At 77.3% G+C, this 20613-nt stretch carries 31 protein-coding genes, 1 tRNA gene and 2 pseudogenes; 21 read left to right on the top strand and 13 right to left on the bottom strand.

Going from position 1 to position 20613, the window contains the following annotated elements; translation table 11 throughout:
- Positions 1-71: 71 nt before the first annotated feature.
- On the bottom strand, positions 72-746 hold the full coding sequence (locus tag BLS82_RS14360) for an Asp23/Gls24 family envelope stress response protein (RefSeq protein WP_176819126.1): 675 nt from the start codon (positions 744-746) through the stop codon (positions 72-74).
- Entirely contained in the window at positions 743-1396 is a 654-nt protein-coding gene (locus tag BLS82_RS14355; RefSeq protein ID WP_092867248.1) for an RNA polymerase sigma factor, read from the bottom strand. The genes BLS82_RS14360 and BLS82_RS14355 overlap by 4 nt, the downstream gene beginning before the upstream one ends.
- 59 nt (positions 1397-1455) lie before the next feature.
- On the opposite strand from BLS82_RS14355, the gene BLS82_RS14350 reads away from it, so the two are divergent.
- The 12 genes from BLS82_RS14350 (at position 1456) to BLS82_RS14305 (ending at position 8413) form a co-directional block, all read left to right on the top strand.
- Positions 1456-1917, top strand: a complete 462-nt coding sequence (locus BLS82_RS14350; RefSeq protein WP_092867246.1) for an Asp23/Gls24 family envelope stress response protein — start codon at positions 1456-1458, stop codon at positions 1915-1917.
- Positions 1914-2282, top strand: a complete 369-nt coding sequence (locus BLS82_RS14345) for a hypothetical protein (protein WP_092867244.1) — start codon at positions 1914-1916, stop codon at positions 2280-2282. Before BLS82_RS14350 ends, BLS82_RS14345 begins: the two co-directional genes overlap by 4 nt.
- Before the next feature lie 5 nt (positions 2283-2287).
- Positions 2288-2560 carry a hypothetical protein gene (locus BLS82_RS14340; protein ID WP_176819125.1) on the top strand — a complete coding sequence of 91 codons (273 nt, stop codon included), beginning with the start codon at positions 2288-2290 and terminating at the stop codon, positions 2558-2560.
- Positions 2561-2592: 32 nt separating this feature from the next.
- Positions 2593-2781 carry a hypothetical protein gene (locus tag BLS82_RS14335; protein ID WP_092867242.1) on the top strand — a complete coding sequence of 63 codons (189 nt, stop codon included), beginning with the start codon at positions 2593-2595 and terminating at the stop codon, positions 2779-2781.
- Entirely contained in the window at positions 2778-3197 is a 420-nt protein-coding gene (locus BLS82_RS14330) for an Asp23/Gls24 family envelope stress response protein (protein WP_092867240.1), read from the top strand. Before BLS82_RS14335 ends, BLS82_RS14330 begins: the two co-directional genes overlap by 4 nt.
- The gene (locus BLS82_RS14325; RefSeq protein ID WP_218123972.1) at positions 3194-3745 is read left to right on the top strand and encodes a DUF6286 domain-containing protein; all 552 of its coding nucleotides are present in this window, start codon (positions 3194-3196) and stop codon (positions 3743-3745) included. The genes BLS82_RS14330 and BLS82_RS14325 overlap by 4 nt, the downstream gene beginning before the upstream one ends.
- Entirely contained in the window at positions 3742-4317 is a 576-nt protein-coding gene (amaP, locus tag BLS82_RS14320) for an alkaline shock response membrane anchor protein AmaP (protein ID WP_092867238.1), read from the top strand. The genes BLS82_RS14325 and amaP overlap by 4 nt, the downstream gene beginning before the upstream one ends.
- 78 nt (positions 4318-4395) lie before the next feature.
- Positions 4396-4557: a hypothetical protein gene (locus BLS82_RS15875; protein WP_176819115.1), complete on the top strand. Its 162-nt coding sequence runs from the start codon at positions 4396-4398 to the stop codon at positions 4555-4557.
- A gap of 59 nt (positions 4558-4616) precedes the next feature.
- Positions 4617-4775 carry a hypothetical protein gene (locus BLS82_RS15870; RefSeq protein ID WP_176819124.1) on the top strand — a complete coding sequence of 53 codons (159 nt, stop codon included), beginning with the start codon at positions 4617-4619 and terminating at the stop codon, positions 4773-4775.
- 104 nt (positions 4776-4879) lie between these two features.
- Positions 4880-6313: a 4-aminobutyrate--2-oxoglutarate transaminase gene (gene gabT, locus BLS82_RS14315; protein WP_092867236.1), complete on the top strand. Its 1434-nt coding sequence runs from the start codon at positions 4880-4882 to the stop codon at positions 6311-6313.
- Between the two features lie 71 nt (positions 6314-6384).
- Positions 6385-7749 carry a purine-cytosine permease family protein gene (locus BLS82_RS14310; RefSeq protein ID WP_092867234.1) on the top strand — a complete coding sequence of 455 codons (1365 nt, stop codon included), beginning with the start codon at positions 6385-6387 and terminating at the stop codon, positions 7747-7749.
- A 10-nt stretch (positions 7750-7759) separates the two neighbouring features.
- The gene (locus BLS82_RS14305; protein ID WP_092867232.1) at positions 7760-8413 is read left to right on the top strand and encodes a cyclase family protein; all 654 of its coding nucleotides are present in this window, start codon (positions 7760-7762) and stop codon (positions 8411-8413) included.
- 3 nt (positions 8414-8416) lie between these two features.
- Here the strand turns inward: BLS82_RS14305 and BLS82_RS14300 are convergent, their stop codons facing one another.
- The 4 genes from BLS82_RS14300 to BLS82_RS14285 all read right to left on the bottom strand — a co-directional run bounded on the left by BLS82_RS14300 (position 8417) and on the right by BLS82_RS14285 (position 11266).
- On the bottom strand, positions 8417-9244 hold the full coding sequence (locus BLS82_RS14300) for a DUF389 domain-containing protein (protein ID WP_092867230.1): 828 nt from the start codon (positions 9242-9244) through the stop codon (positions 8417-8419).
- Positions 9245-9263: 19 nt separating this feature from the next.
- Positions 9264-9854: an SDR family oxidoreductase gene (locus BLS82_RS14295; RefSeq protein WP_092867228.1), complete on the bottom strand. Its 591-nt coding sequence runs from the start codon at positions 9852-9854 to the stop codon at positions 9264-9266.
- Positions 9854-10546, bottom strand: a complete 693-nt coding sequence (locus tag BLS82_RS14290; RefSeq protein ID WP_092867226.1) for an SDR family NAD(P)-dependent oxidoreductase — start codon at positions 10544-10546, stop codon at positions 9854-9856. The genes BLS82_RS14295 and BLS82_RS14290 overlap by 1 nt, the downstream gene beginning before the upstream one ends.
- A 114-nt stretch (positions 10547-10660) precedes the next feature.
- Positions 10661-11266 (bottom strand): helix-turn-helix domain-containing protein, encoded by a 606-nt coding sequence (locus BLS82_RS14285; RefSeq protein ID WP_255378361.1) that lies wholly within the window; start codon positions 11264-11266, stop codon positions 10661-10663.
- A gap of 208 nt (positions 11267-11474) precedes the next feature.
- Between BLS82_RS14285 and speB the strand changes: the two genes are divergently transcribed.
- The gene (gene speB, locus BLS82_RS14280; protein WP_255378360.1) at positions 11475-12452 is read left to right on the top strand and encodes an agmatinase; all 978 of its coding nucleotides are present in this window, start codon (positions 11475-11477) and stop codon (positions 12450-12452) included.
- Here the strand turns inward: speB and BLS82_RS14275 are convergent.
- The 3 genes from BLS82_RS14275 to BLS82_RS15865 form a co-directional block, all read right to left on the bottom strand.
- A complete protein-coding gene (locus tag BLS82_RS14275; RefSeq protein ID WP_176819137.1) occupies positions 12424-13236 on the bottom strand; it encodes a dienelactone hydrolase family protein in 813 nt (270 codons plus the stop codon). The genes speB and BLS82_RS14275 overlap by 29 nt on opposite strands.
- A 37-nt stretch (positions 13237-13273) precedes the next feature.
- Positions 13274-13780, bottom strand: a complete 507-nt coding sequence (locus BLS82_RS14270) for a mycothiol transferase (protein ID WP_092867220.1) — start codon at positions 13778-13780, stop codon at positions 13274-13276.
- A 73-nt stretch (positions 13781-13853) separates the two neighbouring features.
- Positions 13854-14306 carry a serine O-acetyltransferase gene (locus tag BLS82_RS15865; protein WP_176819123.1) on the bottom strand — a complete coding sequence of 151 codons (453 nt, stop codon included), beginning with the start codon at positions 14304-14306 and terminating at the stop codon, positions 13854-13856.
- A 325-nt stretch (positions 14307-14631) separates the two neighbouring features.
- Between BLS82_RS15865 and BLS82_RS15860 the strand changes: the two genes are divergently transcribed.
- Positions 14632-14808 (top strand): hypothetical protein, encoded by a 177-nt coding sequence (locus BLS82_RS15860; protein ID WP_176819122.1) that lies wholly within the window; start codon positions 14632-14634, stop codon positions 14806-14808.
- Between the two features lie 15 nt (positions 14809-14823).
- Positions 14824-15252: a nucleotidyltransferase domain-containing protein gene (locus BLS82_RS14260; protein ID WP_092867216.1), complete on the top strand. Its 429-nt coding sequence runs from the start codon at positions 14824-14826 to the stop codon at positions 15250-15252.
- Between the two features lie 354 nt (positions 15253-15606).
- Here BLS82_RS14260 and BLS82_RS14255 read toward each other — a convergent pair.
- Positions 15607-15679, bottom strand: a tRNA-Lys gene (locus BLS82_RS14255).
- A 164-nt stretch (positions 15680-15843) separates the two neighbouring features.
- On the opposite strand from BLS82_RS14255, the gene BLS82_RS16150 reads away from it, so the two are divergent.
- The 6 genes and pseudogenes from BLS82_RS16150 (at position 15844) to BLS82_RS16550 (ending at position 17722) form a co-directional block, all read left to right on the top strand.
- Complete coding sequence (locus tag BLS82_RS16150) at positions 15844-16242, top strand: DNA glycosylase AlkZ-like family protein (protein WP_218123970.1); 399 nt, start codon at positions 15844-15846, stop codon at positions 16240-16242.
- The gene (locus BLS82_RS16145; RefSeq protein WP_218123969.1) at positions 16239-16376 is read left to right on the top strand and encodes a hypothetical protein; all 138 of its coding nucleotides are present in this window, start codon (positions 16239-16241) and stop codon (positions 16374-16376) included. Before BLS82_RS16150 ends, BLS82_RS16145 begins: the two co-directional genes overlap by 4 nt.
- A gap of 27 nt (positions 16377-16403) precedes the next feature.
- Entirely contained in the window at positions 16404-16649 is a 246-nt protein-coding gene (locus BLS82_RS16140) for a DNA glycosylase AlkZ-like family protein (RefSeq protein WP_218123968.1), read from the top strand.
- Positions 16646-17055 (top strand): annotated as a pseudogene (locus BLS82_RS16850) (YchJ family protein). The gene BLS82_RS16140 and the pseudogene BLS82_RS16850 overlap by 4 nt, the downstream one beginning before the upstream one ends.
- 72 nt (positions 17056-17127) lie before the next feature.
- Positions 17128-17418, top strand: a pseudogene (locus BLS82_RS16845) (VOC family protein); the annotation flags it as partial.
- A gap of 163 nt (positions 17419-17581) precedes the next feature.
- Complete coding sequence (locus BLS82_RS16550) at positions 17582-17722, top strand: hypothetical protein (protein ID WP_255378359.1); 141 nt, start codon at positions 17582-17584, stop codon at positions 17720-17722.
- Between the two features lie 311 nt (positions 17723-18033).
- Here BLS82_RS16550 and BLS82_RS14235 read toward each other — a convergent pair whose 3' ends face one another.
- Genes BLS82_RS14235 through BLS82_RS14225 form a run of 3 tightly spaced genes read right to left on the bottom strand, consistent with a single transcriptional unit; the run spans position 18034 to position 20496 of the window.
- Complete coding sequence (locus BLS82_RS14235) at positions 18034-18708, bottom strand: DedA family protein (RefSeq protein WP_092867214.1); 675 nt, start codon at positions 18706-18708, stop codon at positions 18034-18036.
- Between the two features lie 48 nt (positions 18709-18756).
- Complete coding sequence (locus BLS82_RS14230; protein ID WP_218123967.1) at positions 18757-19551, bottom strand: hypothetical protein; 795 nt, start codon at positions 19549-19551, stop codon at positions 18757-18759.
- Between the two features lie 60 nt (positions 19552-19611).
- On the bottom strand, positions 19612-20496 hold the full coding sequence (locus BLS82_RS14225; RefSeq protein WP_092867212.1) for an ABC transporter ATP-binding protein: 885 nt from the start codon (positions 20494-20496) through the stop codon (positions 19612-19614).
- Positions 20497-20613 lie beyond the last annotated feature (117 nt).

The following is a 20613-nucleotide window of genomic DNA, read 5'->3' as shown; positions in this document are numbered from 1 at the left end:
GTGCGCCCGGAGGGCGGCGATACCCCGTGCCGGCGTCGGGGAACCCCGTTGCGAGCGCGGTGTGAGGCGTCTCACCCGGCGGGCCCGGAACGGGGCTCCCCAGCATCGTCCGCCCGCACCTCGCCCAAGCCGTCGAGGGCGACGTCGACGACGGTGACGTCGACCGCGCTGGCCGACAGGCCCGTCACCTGCGCCAGCCGGCGGGTGACGACCTCCCGCACGCGCTGCGCGGCGCTCGGCAGGTGCGTGCCCATCGTGACGACGACGCGCACGTCGACGACGACGCTCGAGCCCGCCACGCCGACGTGCGTCGCCTCCGCGCCGTCCGCGCCCGCCGCCCCGTCGGTCCCCCCGGCGGCCGCGCGGCCGCGCCCGAGCGCCAGGGAGACCGACGGGACCTCCTGCGCGGCCAGCCGCGCCACCGCGCCGACCACGCGCGCGGAGATGCGCGTCTCGCCGTCCTCGGTGGGCAGCACCGCGTACCAGGTGCTGCGCGGCAGCGCCCGCACGCGCGCCACGACGTCCGCGAGCAGCTGCGCGGGAGCGCGCACGTGCTCGCGCTGCAGCTGCAGGACCGGGGCCCATGCCTGGCGCAGCTGCGCCAGCACCGCCCGGCAGTGCGGGCAGGCGCCCTGGTGCGCGGGGTCGCGCGCCGGGGCGCCGTCGACCACCTGGGCCACCAGCTCCTCGTGGTCCGTGCCGCAGGGCAGGCGCTCCTGCTCCCCGGGTGCCGCGCCGACGCTCACCGCCACTCCTCCAGCTGCTCCAGCAGGGCCCGTCGTGCTCGGTGCACCCGGACCTTGACCGCTCCCTCCGTGGTCCCCAGGGTGCGCGCCACCTCCGCGTGCGACCACCCGCCGAAGGTGTGCAGCACCAGGGCGGCCCGCTGGTCGAACGGCAGCCGCGCGATGGCCTCGATCGCCGCGTCGCGCCGGCCCGCCGCGACGACCACGGCGTCCGCGCCGGGCGCCGTGCCCGCCGCGCCGTCGTCCTCGGGCAGCGGGAGCGCCTCGCGCGCCCGGCGGCGCAGGTCGTGGCACCGGTTGATGACGATGCGGATCAGCCACGTGCCGAAGCGGGCCTCCCCGCGGTAGCGCGGCAGCCCCCGCCACGCGTACAGCAGCGCCTCCTGGACGACGTCCTGGGCGTCCTGCGGGCGCCCCGTCATCCGCAGCGCCACCGCGTAGGCGCGGTCCTGGTGCAGGCGCACGAGCTGCGCGAACGCGTCCTCGTCGCCCTCGCGCGCGTGCTCGACGAGGGCGGCCTCGAGCTCGGGCGCCGGATCGGGTGGAAGAGGGCTGTAACCATCCGCGCCGGACGGGGTCCAAGGGGGTGGACCGCTCCCGCGGCCCGCCGACGACGGGTCGGTCCCGCGCTCGGCGGAGGGGAGCGGCACGCCCCGAACGTATCCACCCGGACGCGTCCACCCGGGTCCACCCCGCGAAGGAGAGCACCATGAGCAGCCCCACCACCTCCAGCACCTCCAACCAGACGAGCGCCGTGGCCCAGGCCGCGCCGTCCGGCCTGCAGACCAGCGAGGGCCGCACCTCCATCGCCGACGGCGTCGTGCAGAAGATCGCCGGCCTGGCGGCCCGCGAGGTCGCCGGCGTCTACGAGATGGGCGGCGGCGCCGCCCGCGCGCTCGGCGCCCTGCGCGAGCGCATCCCCGGCTCCTCGCAGTCCACGGGCCAGGGCGTCTCCGTCGAGGTCGGCGAGCGGCAGGCCGCCATCGACCTCGACCTGGTCACCGAGTACGGCGTGTCCATCGCCGAGGTCGCCCGCGCGGTGCGCCGCAACGTGATCGGCCAGGTCGAGGGCATGACCGGCCTGCAGGTGACCGAGGTCAACATCGCGGTCAACGACATCCACCTGCCGACCGACGACGCCCAGCAGCCGGAGCCGGCGCGCGTCCGGTGAGCACCCCGACGAGCCCTGCGCGCACCGGGGCGGGAGCGGCGCGGGCCGACGCCGTCGCCGCTGCGGTGCGCGCCTGCCCGGCCGTCGCCGACCTGCACTCCGGCGGCCTGCGCCAGGTCGCCACGTACCTGCCCGGCCGCCGCGTGGCGGGCGTGCGGGTGGACGGCGAGGGGCCCGTGGAGGTCGCCGTCGTCGCCGCCTGGGGCGTGCCCGCGGCCGTGGTGGCCGGGCAGGTGCGCGCCGCCGTCGCGCCGCTCGTGGGCGGCCGTCCCGTCGACGTCCTCGTCGCCGACGTGAGGCTGCCCGCCGAGGAGGCCGCGAGCGCCGCGGCCGGGCCGGCGGCGCTGCCCTCCGGCCCGGCCTGAGCGCCGTGCCCGCCCCCGAGGACCCGGAGCAGCGCCGCCGCCGGCGCGCGCTGCTCCGGGCCCACCACCCGGACCTCGGCGGCGACCCCGCCGAGCTGGTCCGGGCCCTGCAGGAGCTCCAGCGGGCCCCGCGCGGCGCCGGTGAGGTCGTCTTCGTCCGGCGCCCGCGCGGCCTGCGCCGGCTCGCTCCGCCGCTCCGGCTCCTGCTTCGCCGCTCCTCCCGCCTGCTGCCCCGGCTCGCCCGGGGTCGCGGGCGCCGTCCGCCCCGGGTGCTCTGAGAGCCCCGTCCCGTTCCTCCCGGAGGTTCCCCATGCCCCCCACCACGGTGGGCCTGCTCACCGGCCTGCTCCTCGGCATCGCCTGGGTCATCGGCGGGTTCGACGCCTTCTGCGGCGTCGCCCTGCTCGGTGCCGTCGGCTACGTCGTCGGCAAGGTCGCCGCCGGCCAGCTCGACCTGACCCAGTACCTCGGCGGCGGCGCCCGCCGCGGCTCGCCGTGAGCGCCGCGGCCGGGACGGCGCTGCAGCTCGCCCAGGACCTGCCCTCGGACCTGCCCTCCCCGGCGGACCGCGGCACCCTCGAGGTGGCCGACCGGGTCGTCGAGCGGGTGGCCGGGTACGCGGTCACGCTCGTTCCCGAGGCCACCGCCGCGCCGCGCCGCGTGCTGGGCGTCAACGTCGGCTCCTCCCGCACCGAGGACGAGGCGTCCGTGAGCGCCTCCGTCCACGGCGGCACCGCCACCGTCGAGGCGACCGTCGCCGTGCGCTGGCCCGCGTCCGTCAGGGCGGTCGCCGACCAGGTGCGCCGGGTCGTGCGCGAGGAGGTCGCCGCCACCACGGGCGTGCGCGTCGACCACGTCGACCTCGAGGTCACCAGCCTCGACGTCCCCGTCCGCCGCGGCCCGAGGGTGCGGTGAGCCCCGTGGCGGTCCTCAACCGCGTGCTGTCGGCGCTGCTGGCGCTCGCCCTCCTGCTCGGCGGCCTGCTGGCCGTCGTCGAGGTCGTGCTCGCCCAGCTGGGGCGGCCCTCCTGGCTCGTGCCGCACGAGCAGTGGGCGAGCTGGCTGGACCAGCGGACCTGGGACCAGCCCGTGGTGCAGGCCGTCCTCGCCGGCCTCGTCGTGCTCGGGCTGCTCCTGCTGCTCGCCGCGCTGCGCCGCGGCCGCCCCTCGTCGCTGCCGCTGGCCGCGCGCGGCGGAGGCACCCCGGCCGGTGTGCGCGTGACGGCCTCCCGCCGCGGCATCGAGCGCACCCTCGCCGCGGCGGCGCGCCGCGCGCCGGGCGTCAGCCGCGCCGACGCCCGCGTCAGCCGCCGCAAGGCGGTCGTGCGGGCGCGCACGGCGCTGCGCTCGGAGGGCGACCTGCAGCAGCGCGTCACCGCGAACGTCGCCCAGCGGCTCGAGGAGCTCGGCCTCTCGGGCACCCTGCGCCCGCAGGTCTCGCTCACCCGTGAGGAGTCCCGATGAAGCGCGTCAACGGCCTCAACCGCACGCTGCTGGCCCTGCTCGCCCTGCTGCTGCTCGCCGCCGGCGGCCTGGGGCTCGCCCTCGGCCTCGGCGCCTTCGGGGCCCGGGCCGCCGGCGGCCCCGTGCTGTGGCAGCCCCTGCGGGACCTCTTCTCGACGCAGCCGTGGGCCTGGTGGGCCCTGGCGGCCGTGTGCCTGCTCGTGGCGCTGCTCGCGCTGCGGTGGCTGGCGGCGCAGCTGCGCACCGACCGCACCAGCCGCATCGACCTGACCGAGGACGAGCGCGACGGGGTGACCACCCTGCACGCCGGAGCCGTCGCCGACGCCGTCGAGCACGAGGTCTCCGCGGTGCGGGGCGTCGCCGGCGCGTCCGCGTCGCTGCACGGGGAGGGCGCGCACCGGCTCTCCCTGGTGGTGGAGCTCAGCGACCGGGCCGACCTGGCCGCGGTGCGCGACCACCTGGAGGAGCAGACGGTGCCGCACGTGCGCCAGGCGCTCGACGACCCGGACCTGCCGGTCGACGTCCAGCTGCGCCCCGCCGCGACGCGCTCCGCCTCCCGCAACCTGAGGTGAGCGGCGGGCCGCTGCGGACGTGATCCGATCGAGACCTGCCGGCCGGTTGACCGGCGCGGCAGCGGGTAGCGCTGCGGCATGAGCACCGCGGACGGCCTGGGCGCTCCCGGGGACGGGGCCGGCACCGGTGGTCTCGTCGCGGCCGTGGCCGCCGCCGCGAGCCCGGTCGGGGCCGTCCTCGGCGGCCTGGCCGGCACGCGGTTCCACCGCGAGGTCGACGAGGCGGGGCTGGGGCTCTGAGCCGCGGCACGGCGCCGGACGGCGCGGACCCGCCCGCGGAGCCCGACGAGGCCTCGCGGGTGGCCCGCGCCGTCCGGCGCGCCCACCTGATCCAGGAGCGCCAGCTCGCCGCGGCCCGCCGTCGCCGGCGCGGCGTCGTGCTGCGCGCCCCCTCCTCGATGCCGGTGGTGACCGGCGCCCCCGCGGTGCGGGACCGGGTCGTCGACCCCCTGGACTGAGCGCCTCGACCGCGCGGGGCGCCGGCCCCTCGTGCCGCGCCCGCCCGGGGTGGCAGGCTCGTCCCGGTGCCGGCGCCCGCCGGCGCCTCGAGCCTGGAGGGAACGTGACCGGTACCAGCGCGCTGGCGCGCCCGAGCGACCTGGCGCAGGAGCGCCGCCTGCTCACCGAGCTGCCGGGCCCGCGCTCGCGCGAGCTCCTGGAGCGCCGCCGCGCCGCGGTCTCCGACGGCGTGGGCACCACCTTCCCCGTCTTCGTCGAGCGCGCCGGGGGCGGCGTCCTGCTCGACGTCGACGGCAACTCCCTCATCGACTTCGGCTCCGGCATCGCCGTCACCTCCGTCGGCGCCTCCGCCCCGCGCGTCGTGGAGGCCGTGCAGCAGCAGGTCGCCGCCTTCACGCACACCTGCTTCATGGTCACCCCGTACGAGCCGTACGTGCGGGTGTGCGAGCGCCTCGCGGAGCTGACGCCGGGCGACCACGCGAAGAAGTCGGCGCTGTTCAACTCCGGCGCCGAGGCGGTGGAGAACGCCGTGAAGATCGCCCGGCACGCCACCGGGCGCAGCGCGGTGGTCGTCTTCGACCACGCCTACCACGGCCGCACCAACCTCACGATGGCCCTGACGGCCAAGGACATGCCCTACAAGCGCGGCTTCGGGCCCTTCGCGCCCGACGTGCACCGCGTGCCGATGTCCTACCCCTACCGCGACGAGCCGGGCCTGACCGGCGAGCAGGCGGCCGCCCGCGCGATCGCCGCGATCGAGTCCGCCGTCGGCGCCGAGCGCGTCGCCGCCGTGCTCGTCGAGCCGGTGCAGGGCGAGGGCGGCTTCATCGTGCCCGCGCCGGGGTTCCTGCCGGCCCTGGCCGAGTGGTGCCGGCGCTCCGGCGCCCTGTTCGTGGCCGACGAGGTGCAGACCGGCTTCTGCCGCACCGGCGCCTGGTTCGCGTGCGAGGCCGAGGGCGTCGTCCCGGACCTGATCGTCACGGCCAAGGGCATCGCCGGCGGCCTGCCGCTGGCCGCGGTCACGGGCCGGGCCGAGGTGGTGGACGCCGTCCACACCGGCGGCCTGGGCGGCACCTACGGCGGCAACCCCGTCGCGTGCGCCGCGGCCCTGGCGTCCATCGAGACCATGCGCGAGCTGGACCTCGCGGGCGCGGCCCGCCGGATCGAGGAGGTCTTCGTGCCGCGGCTGCGCGCCCTGGCGCAGCGGCACCCGGTGGTCGGCGACGTGCGCGGGCGCGGCGCGATGCTCGCCGTGGAGCTGGTGCGCCCCGGCACCACCGAGCCCGACCCGGCGACGACGTCCGCGGTCGCGAAGGCGTGCCACGCCCGCGGCCTGGTGGTCCTCACCGCCGGCACCCACGGCGACGTCCTGCGCTTCCTGCCGCCGCTCGTGATGCCCGAGCACCTGCTGCTCGAGGGCCTGGACGTGCTCGACGAGGCGTTCGACGCCGTGGCGCAGGGCCCGGCGCCCGCGGGGGTGCAGGCGCCGGCCGCGCCCGCGCAGCAGGCGCCGGTGCAGCAGCAGTCGACCGTCTGACCCCGCCCCCCGCCCCCCGCCCGCCTCCGCCCGCCGGGCGGCGCCGCAGCGCCCACCTCGAAAGGCACCCCATGAGCCTCAGGCAGCGCCTGTCCGCCGCCGCCCGCGCGGACTCCCTGGACGACGGGCCCGCCACCGGCACGATGTCGCTCGGCCGCACCGCGATGGTGTGGCTGGCGGCGAACATGGTCGTCACCACGCTGCTCACCGGCACGCTGTTCGTGCCGGGCCTGCCCTACGGCCGGGCGCTGCTGGTCATCCTCCTCGGCACCCTCGTCGGCGGCAGCGTGCTCGTCGCCGTCGGCGCCATGGGAACGCGCACGGGGCTGCCCACGATGGTGCTCGCGCGCGCCTCGTTCGGCCGGCGCGGCGGGTACCTGCCCGCGGCGTTCAACCTCGTCGTGCTCATGGGGTGGAGCTGGGTGCAGGCGATCCTCGCCGGCATCACCGTGGACCACGTCGTGCAGCAGGCCACCGGCTTCTCCAGCCCCGTGCTGTTCTCGGTGCTGTGCCAGGCGGTCGTCGTGGCCCTCGCCCTGTTCGGGCACGCCGGCATCTCCCGCGTGGAGCCGTGGCTGGCGGTCGTGATGCTGGCAGTGGCCGCCGTCGTCCTGGTCACCGCCTTCGCGGACGTCGGCCTGTCCGGCTTCGCCTCGCTGCCGGCCGACCCGGCCGTGATGACGACGGCCGTGGCCTTCGACGTCGTCGTGGCCACCGCCATCTCCTGGACCGTGCTGTCCGCCGACTTCAACCGGCACGCGCGCTCCCAGCGCGCCGGGGTGCTCGGCACCGCGATCGGCTACACGGCGTCCACGACGATCGCGATGGCGCTGGGGGCCACGGCCCTCGGCCACGTCGCGCTCACCGGCGGCGAGGCGGTCAGCTTCGACCCCACCGTGGTCGTCTCCGGCTTCGGCCTGCCGCTCGCGCTCGTCATCGTCGTCTCCGTGATGGCGACGAACACGCTCGTGGTCTACGGCATGGTCATGTCGTACCTGGGCATCCGGCCCCGCGCCGACTTCCTGCGGGTCGTGCTCGTGCTCGGGGCGACCTCGATCCTCGGGGCGCTCTGGCAGGGCGTCCTCGGCAGCTTCGTGGGCTTCCTGTTCCTCATCAGCGCCCTCTTCGTCCCCGTCTTCGCGATCATGGTCGTGGACCACTACGTCCTGCGCCGGCGCCGGTACTCCGTGCCGGACCTGCTCGCGGAGCGCGGCGGCGCCTACTGGTCCTCCGGCGGCGTCAACCCCGAGGCGATCGCCGCCTTCGCCGTCGGCGCGGGCCTGGCCTACTACTGGACGAGCGTGAGCCCGCTGCCCGTCGGGGCCACGGTCCCCGTCTTCGCGGTCACCGCCGTCCTCTACCTCGGCCTCGCGCTCGGGCGCGGCCCCGTCGACGGCGCGCCGCGGCGCCCTGTGCAGGTGGGCGGCCGGGCGTGAGACTGGGGCGATGAGGATCGTCGACCTGTCGCACCGCCTCGACGAGACCGTCCAGGTCTACCCGGGCGACCCCGTCTTCACGACGTCCCCGGCGGCCACCCTGGACGCCGACGGGTTCAACGTCGCCCACGTGGCGATGGGCACGCACACGGGCACGCACGTGGACGCGCCGTTCCACGTCGTCGCGGACGGCGCGCGCGTCGACGAGTGCGACCTCGCGCTGTTCGCCGGCCCCGCCGTCGTCGTCGACGTGCGCGGCCGCGGCCCGCGCGAGCGCATCACGTGGGCCGACCTGCAGCCGTCCGCGGAGCGGATGGGGCCGGGGCGGATGGTGCTGCTGCACACCGGCTGGTCGGTGCACTTCCGCTCCGAGCGCTACCTGCAGCACCCCTACCTCGACGCCGAGGCGGCCGAGCGGGTCCTCGCCACGGGCGTGCCCACCCTCGGCGTGGACACCCTCAACCCCGACGAGACCGTCCTCGACGGCGGCGCGGGCCTGCCCGTCCACGAGGCCGTGCTCGGCGCCGGCGGCGTCATCGCCGAGAACCTCACGAACCTGGCGGCCCTGGACGGCGTGCGCGAGCCGCTGGTGAGCATGCTGCCGCTGGCCCTGGCGCACGCGGACGGCGCCCCGGTGCGCGCGGTGGCGCTGCTGGACCTGTGACGCTCAGCGCCGGGACGCGCCGCTGCCGGGTCGCCGGCGGGCCCGGGCCGGCCGGCCGCCCCAGCGGCGCCACAGCCGCTGCTGCGCCCACAGCGTCAGGGTGCCCGCGAGCAGGATCCCGAGCAGGTTCAGCAGCAGCTGCTCCACCGAGGTCCACGCCTGGCCGAGGAGCTCGGGCCGGGTGGCGGCCGCGTCGGCGCTGACGGCGTACGCCAGCGCGACGGCGGCGCTGACGAGCCCGAGGGCGTCCAGGCCCCACGTGGACAGCACGGTGGCGACGACGCCCACGGGGAAGCCGACCGCCAGCGCCGCGGCCGCCCGGCGCACCGCGGCCCCGCGCCGCAGGACGACGCCCGCGCAGATCGCGGCGAGCGCGCCGTACTCCGGGCCGACGATCATCGCGCCGATGACGAGGATCGCCGAGTCGGTCAGGACGGCGACGCCGGCCAGCGCCGTGGCGACCGCGAAGAGGACCAGGTAGGCGCCCGACAGCGCGGACTCCTCGCGGGTGCGGGCGACGAGGTCCTCCCACACCACCGCGTCGCTGCCGTGGCCGGGGGCCTGCGCCTGCGCGCGCTCGGCCGCCGCCGACAGCGAGAGGTCCACCGATTCCACGGCGATCGACCCCCGCTCGGCGAGCCCGAGGCCCTGCAGGTCGCGCAGCACCGCGTCGGCGCCCTCGCGCGCGACGTCTGCGAGCACGAGGTCGCCCTGCGGGCGCTGCCCCGCGCCGGGCAGGACGACGAGGTTGGTGCACGAGGAGCGGCCCGCCAGGACCGCGACGGCGGCGTCGGTCAGCGCGGGCGGGCTGATGACGCGCAGGTGCAGCACGCCAGGAGGCTACGGGCGCTCAGGGCCGCAGGTCGCCACCGCGGCCGCACCGCAGCAGCTGGCCCGTGACGGCGCCGCCGTGCGGGCCGGCCAGCAGCGCCACGGCGTCCGCGACGTCGTCGACGCCGACCGCCTCGGCGTCGGGGGGGATGACGACCTCGTTGACGCAGGTGCCGTCCCTCCCGAGCTCGCGGGCGAGGGTCTTCACGTACGCCACGACGCCGCCGTGCAGGGCGCCCGCGGCGGTGGAGCGCGGCAGGTCCGCGGCGTCCCAGCCCGCGCCGAGGACGACGACGCGCCCGTCCCCGCAGGCGCGCAGGCCCGGCAGCGCGGCGCGCACGAGCCGGTGCAGGCGCAGCAGCTCGGCGTCGACGGCCTCGAACCACGCCGCCGGGTCCGCGTCGGGGAAGCGCCCGCCGGGCAGGAGCCCGACGCGCACGACGAGCACGCGCACCCCGCCCGGGTCCGCCAGCGCCGCGGCGGGGTCGCCGTCCTCGGCGAGGGTGCGCACGCGCGCCCCGCCGGCGCCGAGGCGCTGCACGAGCGCGCGGGCGAGCGCGTCGTCCGGGCCCGCGACGAGCGCGGCGGCGCTGCCGGACGCCGCGGCCATCAGATCGTCGCTCCGGCGTTGGGGCTGAGCACCTGGCCGACGAACGCCCCGCGCGCCTCCAGGAGGAAGCGGCACGCGGCGGCGACCTCGTCGGGGCGCACCAGGCGCGGCAGCGGCAGCGCGTCGAGGAACGCGGCGGCCCGCCACGGGGAGTCCGGCCCGATCATGGGGGTGTCCGCCGCGCCGGGTGCGACGCTGTTGACCCGCACCCCCGCGTCGGCGACCTCCTCCGCGAGGCTGCGGGTGAGCCCGACGACGGCGCCCTTGCTCGCCGCGTAGTGCGCGTCGCCCTCGCTGCCGCCCAGGCCGAGGTCGGAGGAGACGGTGACGACCGCGCCGCGCCCGCGCGCGACCATGCCGGGCACCACCGCCGCGCAGGCGTTGGCGGTGCCGGCGAGGTTCACGCGCAGCACCCGCTCCCACTGCGCGTCGGTGATCTCCCCCACGGGGACCGCCTCGTAGACCCCGGCGGCCGTGACCAGGCCCGTGACCGGCCCCAGCTCGCCCTCCGCGCGCGTGACCGCCGCGCCCAGGGCCTCGGCGTCCGTGACGTCGACCCGCAGCGGCAGCGCGGTGCGCGAGGGCTGCAGGTCCATCCCCGCGACGGCCCAGCCGTGCTCGGCGAGGTGCGCGGCGACGGCGGCGCCCAGCCCGCGGGCGGCCCCGGTGACCACGGCCACGGAGTTCGGCATCGGCGCTCCCGGTCGGACGGCGGGTGGGGAGGACGGCGCCCCGGCGCGGCGTCCGCCGTCCACCCTACCGACGCGCGGCCGGAGCCCCCGGCCGCGCAGCGCGGCGCCGGGGCCTCAGCGCAGCTCGGCGGCGCCGTCGTCCCGCAGCGCGGGGGAGACCACCCACAGCACGCGCGTGGGCCCGTCCTGCTCCAGCGACCGGAAGCTGTGCCGCGTCCCCGGGGGGTAGGTGAAGGCGTCGCCGGGGCCCAGCTGCGTCACCTCGTGCTCGAAGGTGATCTCGAGCCGGCCGGCCAGGACGAAGACGAACTCGACGTCGCTGGTGAGGGCGTACTGCTCCTCGCCGCTGCCGCCGCCCGGCTCGATCTGGCTGATGATCGCCTGCAGGCGCCGCTCCCCGCGGGGGGTGAGCAGGTGCTCGACGAGGCCGTCGCCGCCGAAGCTGAACGGCGGGTAGGCGCCGGCGCGCACGACCTCCCCCACGGGCGGGGCCTCGAAGAGGCGGCCGGGCGGGATGTCCAGGGCGTCGCACAGGCGCACGAGGGCGGCGACGGACGCGTTCGTCTGCCCGCGCTCGAGCCGGGAGAGGAACCCCTTGGTCAGGCGCGCCGCCGCCGCGACGTCGGTGAGGCTGCGGCGCTGCGCGAGCCGCGCCGCCCTCAGCCGCGCGCCCACGGCGGCCTCGGCGGCGTCGGCCGCGAGGGACGTCTGCCGGTGCACGGTCACCTCCGAGGTCGCGGACGGCGCCGCCGGGAGCCGACAGCGCCGCGCGAGGGAGGTAACCACGGGAGGAGGGCCCTGAAACGGGCCGTAGGTCCCGACCTGGCGCGACGGCGCTCGCCGGGACCGGCGGGTGCCCGTACGGTCCTCGTCGCAGGCCGCTGCGTCGCAGGGCGCTGCTGCCCACCCGCCGACCGAGGAGCCCGACGTGACCGAGCCGTCGACCGAGCCGACGATCGAGCCGTTGACCGAGCCGACCGGCCCCGTCGACGCCACCCGCGTGCCCCGCTACGCGGGACCCGCCACCTTCGCCCGCCTGCCGCGCCTGGACCAGGTCGACCGCTTCGACGTCGCGGTGCTCGGCGTGCCGTTCGACTCCGGCGTCTCCTTCCGCCCCGGCGCCCGCTTCGGCCCCTCGCACGTGCGCGAGTCCTCGCGCCTGCTGCGCCCGTACAACCCGGTGCAGGGCGTGCTGCCCTTCGCCGCCCAGCAGGTCGTCGACGCCTCCGACGTCGCCGTCAACCCCTTCGACATCCCGTCGGCCGTGCGCGAGGTGCAGGCCGCGGCGCTCGACCTCACCAGCGGCGGCGGGCGCCTGGTGACCATCGGCGGCGACCACACGATCGCGCTGCCGCTGCTGCGCGCGGTGGCCGAGCGGCACGGCCCGGTGGCCGTCGTCCACTTCGACGCCCACCTGGACACGTGGGACACCTACTTCGGCGAGCCCTACACCCACGGGACGCCGTTCCGCCGCGCGAGCGAGGAGGGGCTGCTCGACACGAGCGCGTGCGCGCACGTGGGCATCCGCGGCCCGCTGTACTCCGACCAGGACCTGGTGGAGGACGGGGTGCTCGGCTTCCAGGTCGTCGGCGCCGAGGAGACCGAGGACATCGGCTGGCGCGGCGTCGTCGAGCGCGTGCGCGCCCGGGTGGGCGACCGGCCGGTCTACGTCTCCCTCGACATCGACGTCCTCGACCCCGCGTTCGCCCCCGGCACGGGCACGCCGGAGGCCGGGGGGCTGACCAGCCGCGAGCTGCTGCAGGTGCTGCGCTCCTTCGCCGACCTGCGCCTGGTCGGCGCCGACGTCGTCGAGGTCGCCCCGGCCTACGACCACGCGCAGATCACCGGCGTGGCGGCCTCGCACGCGGTCTACGAGCTCATCTCGGCGATGGCTCCCCGGGGCTGAGCGGGTCGGAGCTGAGCGGGTCCGGGCCGAGCGGGCCGGGGCCGAGCGGGTCGGGGCCGGCCGGCTCGTCGCGCAGATGCTCGGCGAAGAAGGCCTCGATGCGCCGCCACGCGTCGGCGGCCGCCACCGGGTCCGGCCCCACGCCCAGCACGCGGCGCATCACCGGCCGCAGCGGGCGGGGGCCGACCTCGGCGTCGTTGAGGAAGCTGTGCCCGGCCGTGGGGTACGAGCGGACGTCGCAGGGGACGCCGGCCCGCTCCAGCGCCGCCTCCAGCCGGGCCGGCGCGCGGCGCAGGAACGCGTCGCGCTCCCCGTAGCTGGCCACGACCGGGCACGCGCCCGCCACGGCGGCGTCGAGGTCGCGCGGCAGGGCGCCGTAGTTCACCGAGGAGGCGTCGAACCCCCGCGAGGCCATCACGAGCGCGAAGGCGCCGCCCATGCAGAAGCCGAGCACGCCGACCCGCCCGGTGCAGTCCTCGCGCTCCAGCAGCAGCGAGCGGGCGGCCTGGACGTCGGTGACGGCGCGCCCGTGCCCGGCGGCCAGGGCGCGGAACGCGGTCACCAGGCACCGGCGCGGCCCGCCGGCGGTGAACAGGTCCGGCATCAGCGCCAGGTAGCCGGCGCTCGCCACGCGCGCCACCTGGCGCCGCATCACGTCGTCGACGCCGAACGCCTCGTGGACGACGACGACCCCCGGCCACGGGCCGGTCCCGGCGGGCACCCCGAGCACCCCGCGCAGGCCCGGCGTGCCGCCGTCCGGGGTGGGGACGGCGACGTCGCGCAGCCCCGCCGCGCCGTCAGCCGCGCCGTCAGCCGCGCCGTCAGCCACGGTCGAAGAGCCCGCGCGCGTAGGCGGCCTGGCCGGCGTGCTGCAGGTCGTCGCCGACCACGCTGACGAGCCGGACGCCGAGGGTGACCGGCGGGTCGTAGGAGTCGTCGACGACGCGGTCGAGGTCCGCCTCGCCCGTCGAGCGCAGGACGTCCACGGTCTGCTCGTGCACGGCGTCGTGGTAGCCGAGCAGCGCCTCGGCGTCGGCCCGCACCGCGCCGACCTCGGTGCTGGACTGCCCGTAGCCGGTCGCGGCGTCGTCGAAGGGCAGGGCGAAGCGCTGCGCCCAGCCCTGCGCCGTCCACACCTGCTCGCGGCCGGCGGCCTCGGCGACGTGGTCGTCCTGGACGCGGGTGAGGTGCCAGACCAGCCAGGCGATGGAGTTCGCGCCGCCGCCGGGGCGGTGCGCCAGCTCCTCGCGGCCCAGGCCCTCCACGGCCTCGTGGACGGCCTCGCGGACGCGGCCGAAGGCGTCGGCGAGCACGGCGGGGGAGTCCATCGCGCCACGCTAGCGACGCCGCGGCGGCCGGGCCCGTCGGCGGCCGGGCCCCGCCCGGGCGCGGTGGTGCTGCCTAGGCCGCGCGCCGGCTCTTCGCGGGGCGGGCCGTCGCGGCCGGCGCGAGCACCCGGCTGCCCGCGGGGACGTCGTGGATGACGACGGCTCCCGGGCCGATGAGGACGTCGTCTCCGACGTGGACGTCGCCCATCACGATCGAGCCGGGCCCGAACTGCACGCGGTCGCCGATCGTGGGGGTGCCGCCGCGCGTGTCCGAGCCGGCTCCGACGGTGACGTTGTGGCGGATCATGCAGTCGTCGCCGAGGGTCGCCCCGGGCACGACGACGATGCCGTGGGGGTGGGGCATGAACAGGCGGCGGCCGATGCGGGCGGTGGCCGGCAGCTCGACGTGGTAGACGCTGACGACGAGCGCGCGGGCCATCCGGTACAGCGGGCGGGCGAGGCGCGCGGCCGGCCTGCTGCTGCCGTGCAGAGCCGTTCCGAGCCGGTGCACCGCGAGCGCGTGCACCCCGGCTGAGACCCTGCTGCCCCGGTGCGTCCGGACGTCCTCGCGGATGAGGTCCAGCGTCGAAGCGCCCCGGTCGCCGGTCCGCCCCCGTGCGGCTGCGATCCGTGACTGATGGGGTGCTGTGCGTTTGCGAGAGACCATGGGCGTTCCCTCTCCGTGACTAGATTTATCCGTCCTGTGGTCGTATCGGTGGAGTTCGACACCGCCGCACCGACCGTAGTCCGGGTGGATGGTGCCGGGAACGTCCGGAATGCCCGGATGGGGACGATCCAGCCCGGCACGGGCCCCTTCCGCGCCGGACCGAGCGTCGGCTGCAGGTGGAGCGATGCTCGTGGCGGACGACCGGCTGGCCGCCGGAGCGCGGACCCGCCGCCCGAGGGCACCCACGAGCCCGTCCTCGACGCGCAGGGCTCTGCTGCGCCTGCAGCACATCGGTCTGGTGTCCTCCCACGACTCCTCCCACGCGCGCCTGTACGAGCTGCAGCGCGAGCACGCCCTGTGAGCGCCGGTCGAGCAGGTGCTGACCGCCAGGGCCCGGGTGCAGGCGGCGGTCGGCCAGCTGGTCGCCAGCCGCTCGGGAGAGCGAGCCACGGTGGCGCTGTTCAGGTCGGTGGCGCGCGGGCAGCCCACCGCTGACAGCGACGTCGACCTCGCCCTGGTCCTGCCCGAGGAGGTCAGCACCGAGCAGCGCGACGCCGTGGTCGACGAGCTCGTCGACCACGTGCGGTCCCGCACCGGCAACACCGCGCAGGTCCTCGTGGTCGACCGCGCAGGACTGGCTCGCATGGTGGCGGCGGGTGACCCGCTGGCGCGCTCCTGGTCCAGCGACGCGCTCACCCTGGCTGGCCCGGCCCTGAAGCACCTGTTGAGCGAGCCGGCAGCCGGGCGGCCCAGGACGCAGCCGGTAGACGAGGGCGGGCGCCCGGTGGGAGAGCCGGTGAGGTGAGGGGCGGCGGGGTCAGTGCCCGTGGAGAGGCCCACGACGAGGCGCCCCGACTCCTGGCCTCCGTGGCCAGTGCCGGTCGCGCTGCGCCGACGACCTCCGCCGGCTGCTGGCGGTGACGACGAACTCCTCCTACAGCCCGATCGCGATGTTCGCAGCGGCCGCCGAGGACGCGGTTCGGTGGGCCGGCCGCCTCGTCGAGGCGATGGAGGCGGTGCTGGCCGGCCCGTGACCGCGTCCTCGAGCGAGGACGTGCTCGGGGACGACCGCTCGCGCGGCTCGTCATGGGACCTCGAGGTCGCCGTCATGCTCGAGGGAAGCCACGAAGCGTCGTCGCAGGTCGAGGTCGATGTCTTGTGGGCCCCGTGGGGATCGAACCCACAACCCGCGGATTAAAAGTCCGCTGCTCTGCCAGTTGAGCTAGAGGCCCCGAGCATCCACCGTAGCGGCGCCGCTCGGCCGGCGAGGTGGCAGCAGGTGGGGTTCTGGCGGCTCCAGAACCCCGTCTGGTGACATGTCGCGCGGGTCGGCCGTGGAGGTGCGCCCCCGGCCCGGCGCGGCCTCGACACGACGAGCCTCGAGCAGCACGACCTCGTGCTGCTGTGGACGGTCCGCGGCGCCCCGCACCTGCACCGCCGCGCCGACCTGCCCTCCGTGGCCGCCGCCGTCGCGCCGTTCTCCGACGCCGACGCGGGCAAGCGCGTCCACGACGCGGCCAAGCCGCTGAAGGCCGCCGGCATCACCCCCCTCGAGGCCCTCGACACCAGCGCCGCCACCATGCGGTCCGTCGTCACGCAGCCGACCGTCAAGGGCGAGGTGTCCTCGCGGCTGACGGCCCTGCTCGATCCGCCGCACCTGCGCGCATTCCGCACCTCGACCCCGCCGCCCGCCCCGAGCGGCCCGACCCGCGCTGCGACGTCGTCCGCGGGTACCTGCGCCTGCTCGGGCCCGCCACGTGCGAGCACGTCGCCGCCCACCTCGACGCCCCTGTGAAGGAGGTGCAGGCCCGCTGGCCGGACGACGCCGTGGCGGTCGAGGTCGAGGGCGAGATCCGCTGGGTGCTGGCCGAGGACGTCGACCGCCTCGCCGCCGGGCCCGTGAGCACCACCCGCCTCCTCGGCCCGTAAGACCTGTTCCTCCAGGCCCGCGACCGCATGCTGCTCGTCGACGGCCCGGCGCGCGCCGCGGCGCTGTGGCCCGTGCTCGGCCGCCCCGGTGCGGTGCTCGTGGACGGCGAGGTGGCCGGCACGTGGCGCCCGCGCCAGTCCGGCGGCCGGCTCACCGTGCAGGTGCAGCCGTGGGCCGAGCCCTCGGCCGCCGTCCGCGCCGCCCTGACCGAGCAGGCCGAGCGCCTCGCCGCCTCCCGGGGCGTGCGCCTGGCCGGCGTGGCGCTGCCGTGACGCCTCCTGCGCCGCCCGGCGGGGGCACGGCGTGCCCGTGCGGCCTCGGTGAGCCCTACGACGCCTGCTGCGGCCGCTTCCACCGCGGTGACGCCGCTGCGCCGACCGCCGAGCGCCTGATGCGCTCGCGCTACAGCGCGTACGCCGTGCGCGACGAGCCCTACCTCCTGGCCACCTGGCACCCGAGCACGAGGCCGCCGCGCGTCGTCCTCGAGGACGGCCTGCGCTGGACGGGCCTGGAGGTGGTGGCACGAGCGGCGGCGGGTTCCTCGACGCCGAGGGCGTCGTCGAGTTCCGCGCGCGCTCCTCGCTGCGCGGTCGGTCGGGGGTCGTCGCCGAGCGCAGCCGCTTCGTGCGCGAGGCCGGTCGGTGGGCCTACGTCGGTCCCCTCGCGCCGTCGCGCTGAGCGCGGCACGGTGGCCGCACCGCGCGTGCGACCGCGCGCGAGGAGGAGGGTGGCGGAGTGCAGGAGCCGAGGATGGTGCTCTCCGGCGTCGTGCTGGACGCGCCCGACGCTCGCGACCTCGCGGCGTTCTACCGCCGCCTGCTCGGCTGGGAGGCGGCGCAGGACGAGCCGGAGTGGGTCGTGCTCACTCCTCCGGGCGGCGGCACGGGGCTGTCGTTCCAGACCGAGCCCGCGTACGCGCGTCCGACCTGGCCCGCCGGCCCGGGTGACCAGCAGATGATGCTGCACCTCGACCTCGCCGTCGACGACCTCGAGGCGGCCGTCGAGCACGCGGTGCGCGCGGGTGCGGTGCTGGCCGAGCACCAGCCGCAGGACGACGTCCGCGTCTGCCTCGACCCCGCCGGGCACCCGTTCTGCCTGTTCGTGCCCGAGCAGCCGCCTGTTCGTGCCCGAGCAGCCGCCTGTTCGTGCCCGAGCAGCCGCCTGTTCGTGCCCGAGCAGCCGCACGACTGGCATCCTCGTCGGCGTGAGCATCGACGTGCCGGTGCAGCTGGTCAGCGAGGGCGTCGTGGACGGCGTCGAGCTCGTGACGATCCTGGCCGCGGACGGCCGGGTGATCGAGCGCTCCGTGCCGTTGAACGACGCCGCGAAGTCCTGCGCCTGCTGACCCCTCCTGCGCGTCGATCATGAGGTTGGTGCGGCGCCGACCGGCGTGTCGGAGCGACGACCTCGTGATCGACGCGGGCTGGGCGTCATGGCGCGCGGACCTCACGAGCTGGACGCCACGCGGACGCCGGCGGCCTGCTCACCCCCGTGTGCGGGGCACCGCGCTCCCACCGGCCGGGCAGGTCGGTGGAGGCCCAGGCGTTCCTCCTGCTCACCACGGCAGCGCTGCAGCGCCTGGCACCGGGCGCACCCCCGCGGTGATCATGGGCGAGGTGCAGCTCGTCGGGTGACGGACCTGCACCCCGGCCATGATCACGCGCCGTCCGAGCGGCGCCGCACCCGGACGGCGCGCACGCGGTCGACGACGAACCACGCCACCGCGAGCACGACGACGACGATCACGACGCGCTGGAACGTGCCCGCGTACCCCTCGACGCGGTGCCAGTTCTCCCCGAGCACGTAGCCGGCCGTGACGAAGACGGAGTTCCAGATCAGCGACCCCGCGGTCGTCAGCGCGACGAACTTCAGCAGCGGCATCCGCTCGACGCCCGCGGGGATCGAGATGAAGCTGCGGAAGATCGGGATCATCCGGCCGAAGAAGACGGCCTTGGCGCCGTGCCGGTGGAACCAGGCCTCGGTGCGGTCGACGTCCTCGACCTTCACCAGCGGCATCCGCATCGCGATCGCGCGGGTGCGGCGGAGCCCGAACGCCGCGCCGACGGCGTAGAGGGCCAGCGCCCCGACGACGGAGCCGAGCGTCGTCCAGAACAGCGCCCCGCCGACGGTGAAGGTGCCGCGGCTGGCGGTGAAGCCGGCGAGGGGGAGGATCACCTCGCTGGGCAGGGGCGGGAAGAGGTTCTCCAGCGCGATCGCGAGCCCGGCGCCGGGCCCGCCGAGGCGCTCCATGAGGTCCACGGCCCACCCGGCCACCCCGTCGACGGGAGCCCCCGACGGGTCGGCGGCGGCCAGGACGGACACGGGCGTCATGGGGGCGACCCTACGGAAGTCGCGCGGTGCGGGGAGCGCTCACGCAGGTCAGCTCACCTCCCGGCGCAGCGTGCGGGCGGTGCCCGCCGCCAGCGGCAGGACGACCCAGGCGGCCAGGGCCACCAGCGTCGGCCCGACGGCGCCGGAGAGGTCGAGCTCGGAGACGCTGCCGAGCGCGCCCAGCGGGTCCAGCCAGCGCGCGCCCTGCGCCCAGAGCGCGGTGGACGCGGCGGTCCACAGGGCCGGCGCCACGAACCAGGCCACGAGGGCCAGAGCGCTCTGCTGCAGCAGCGCCCCGAACGCGGCGCCCATGAGCATCATGAGCACCGAGCCGGCGGCGGCGCCGCCGAGCAGGCGCGCGACCTCCCCCCACACCGCGTCCCCGCCCGTCGTCGCGGCGGCGGCCAGGACGGCGAGCGCGGACGCCGCGGCGACGAGCCCCACGACGGCGAGGGTGAGCACGAGCGCGGCGGCGAGCTTGGCGGCCACCACGCGCCCGCGCTGGGGCACGAGGGTGAAGGTGGTCAGCGCCGTGCGCTGGGTCCACTCGCTCGTCATCGCGAGGACGCCGAGGACGGGCAGCAGCTGCTGCACGGGGAAGAGCGCGACGCCGGCGAACGTCCCGTACTCCACCGGCCCCCCCACGTCCCGGAGGACCAGGAAGCCGAGCGCCGCCGCGGCCAGCAGCGCGATGACGGCGAGCAGCCAGCGCCCGGCGCGGGTGTCGACGGTCTTGCGCAGCTCGACGCCGGTGAGGACGGCCAGGGACGGGCGGGCCGTCGCCGGGGCCGTCGCGCGGGTGCGGCTCGGCGGTGCGGCCGGGGACGTCGCGGGACTGGTCATGGCAGGTCCTTCCGGGAGGAGACGGGGTGGGGACGGGGTCACGGCGGGGTCACCACGGGGTCACGCGGCGCGCTCGCCGGCGGTGAGGGCGAGGAAGAACTCCTCGAGGGCGTCGTCCTCGGCCGGGCGCAGGCCGGTCAGGACGACGCCGGCCGCGGCGGCCGCCCGGCCGACGGACTCGGCGTCCGCGTCCACCCGCAGCTCCCCGCCGCCGGTGGAGGAGACCGGCAGGCCGGCGGCGCGCAGCGCGGCGAGCAGCGCGTCCGGGTCGGTGCCGCGGACGAGGACGCCGCCGCGCCCGAGCAGGGCCGCCAGGTCGCCCTCGGCGGCGATCCGCCCCGAGCCGATGACGACGAGCCGGTCGGCGGTGGCCTGGACCTCGCGCAGCAGGTGGCTGGACAGGAGCACCGTGCCGCCGCCGTCGGCGAACTCGCGCAGCAGGCGGCGCATCCAGCGGATGCCCTCCGGGTCGAGCCCGTTGGCCGGCTCGTCGAGCACCAGCACGGCCGGGTCCCCGAGCAGCGCCTGCGCGATCCCCAGGCGCTGGCGCATGCCGAGGGAGTAGCGGCCCACGCGCTGGCCGGCCGCGCCCGCGAGCCCGACGCGCTCGAGCGAGGCGTCGGCGCAGCGGACCGGGACGCCGAGCACCGCGGCGCTCAGGCGCAGCGACTCCCGCCCCGTGCGGCCGGGGTGCTGGGCGGCGGCGTCGAGCAGGACGCCGACGACCCGGCCCGGGCTCGGCAGGTCCCGGTAGGGGACGCCGTCCACGGTGGCGGTGCCCGAGGTGGGCGGCGTCAGCCCGGTGAGCATGCGCAGGGTCGTGGACTTGCCCGCCCCGTTGGGGCCGAGGAAGCCCGTGATCGTGCCCGGACGGCACGAGAAGGACGCGCGGTCGACGGCGGTCGCGCGGGCGTAGCGCTTGGTCAGGTCCCGGATCTCGATCACGCGGTCCAGCGTGCTCGGGTGCGGGGCGCCCGCGGATCGCCCGGGCGTCGCGGGCCGCCTCCGACGAAAGGCGGGTCGGGCGCGCCGGACGTGCACGCCCACGGTCGCAGCGGGGGA

The organism is Quadrisphaera sp. DSM 44207 (assembly GCF_900101335.1).
GTDB lineage: Bacteria > Actinomycetota > Actinomycetes > Actinomycetales > Quadrisphaeraceae > DSM-44207.
This window is presented reverse-complemented; position numbering and strand designations above follow the sequence as displayed.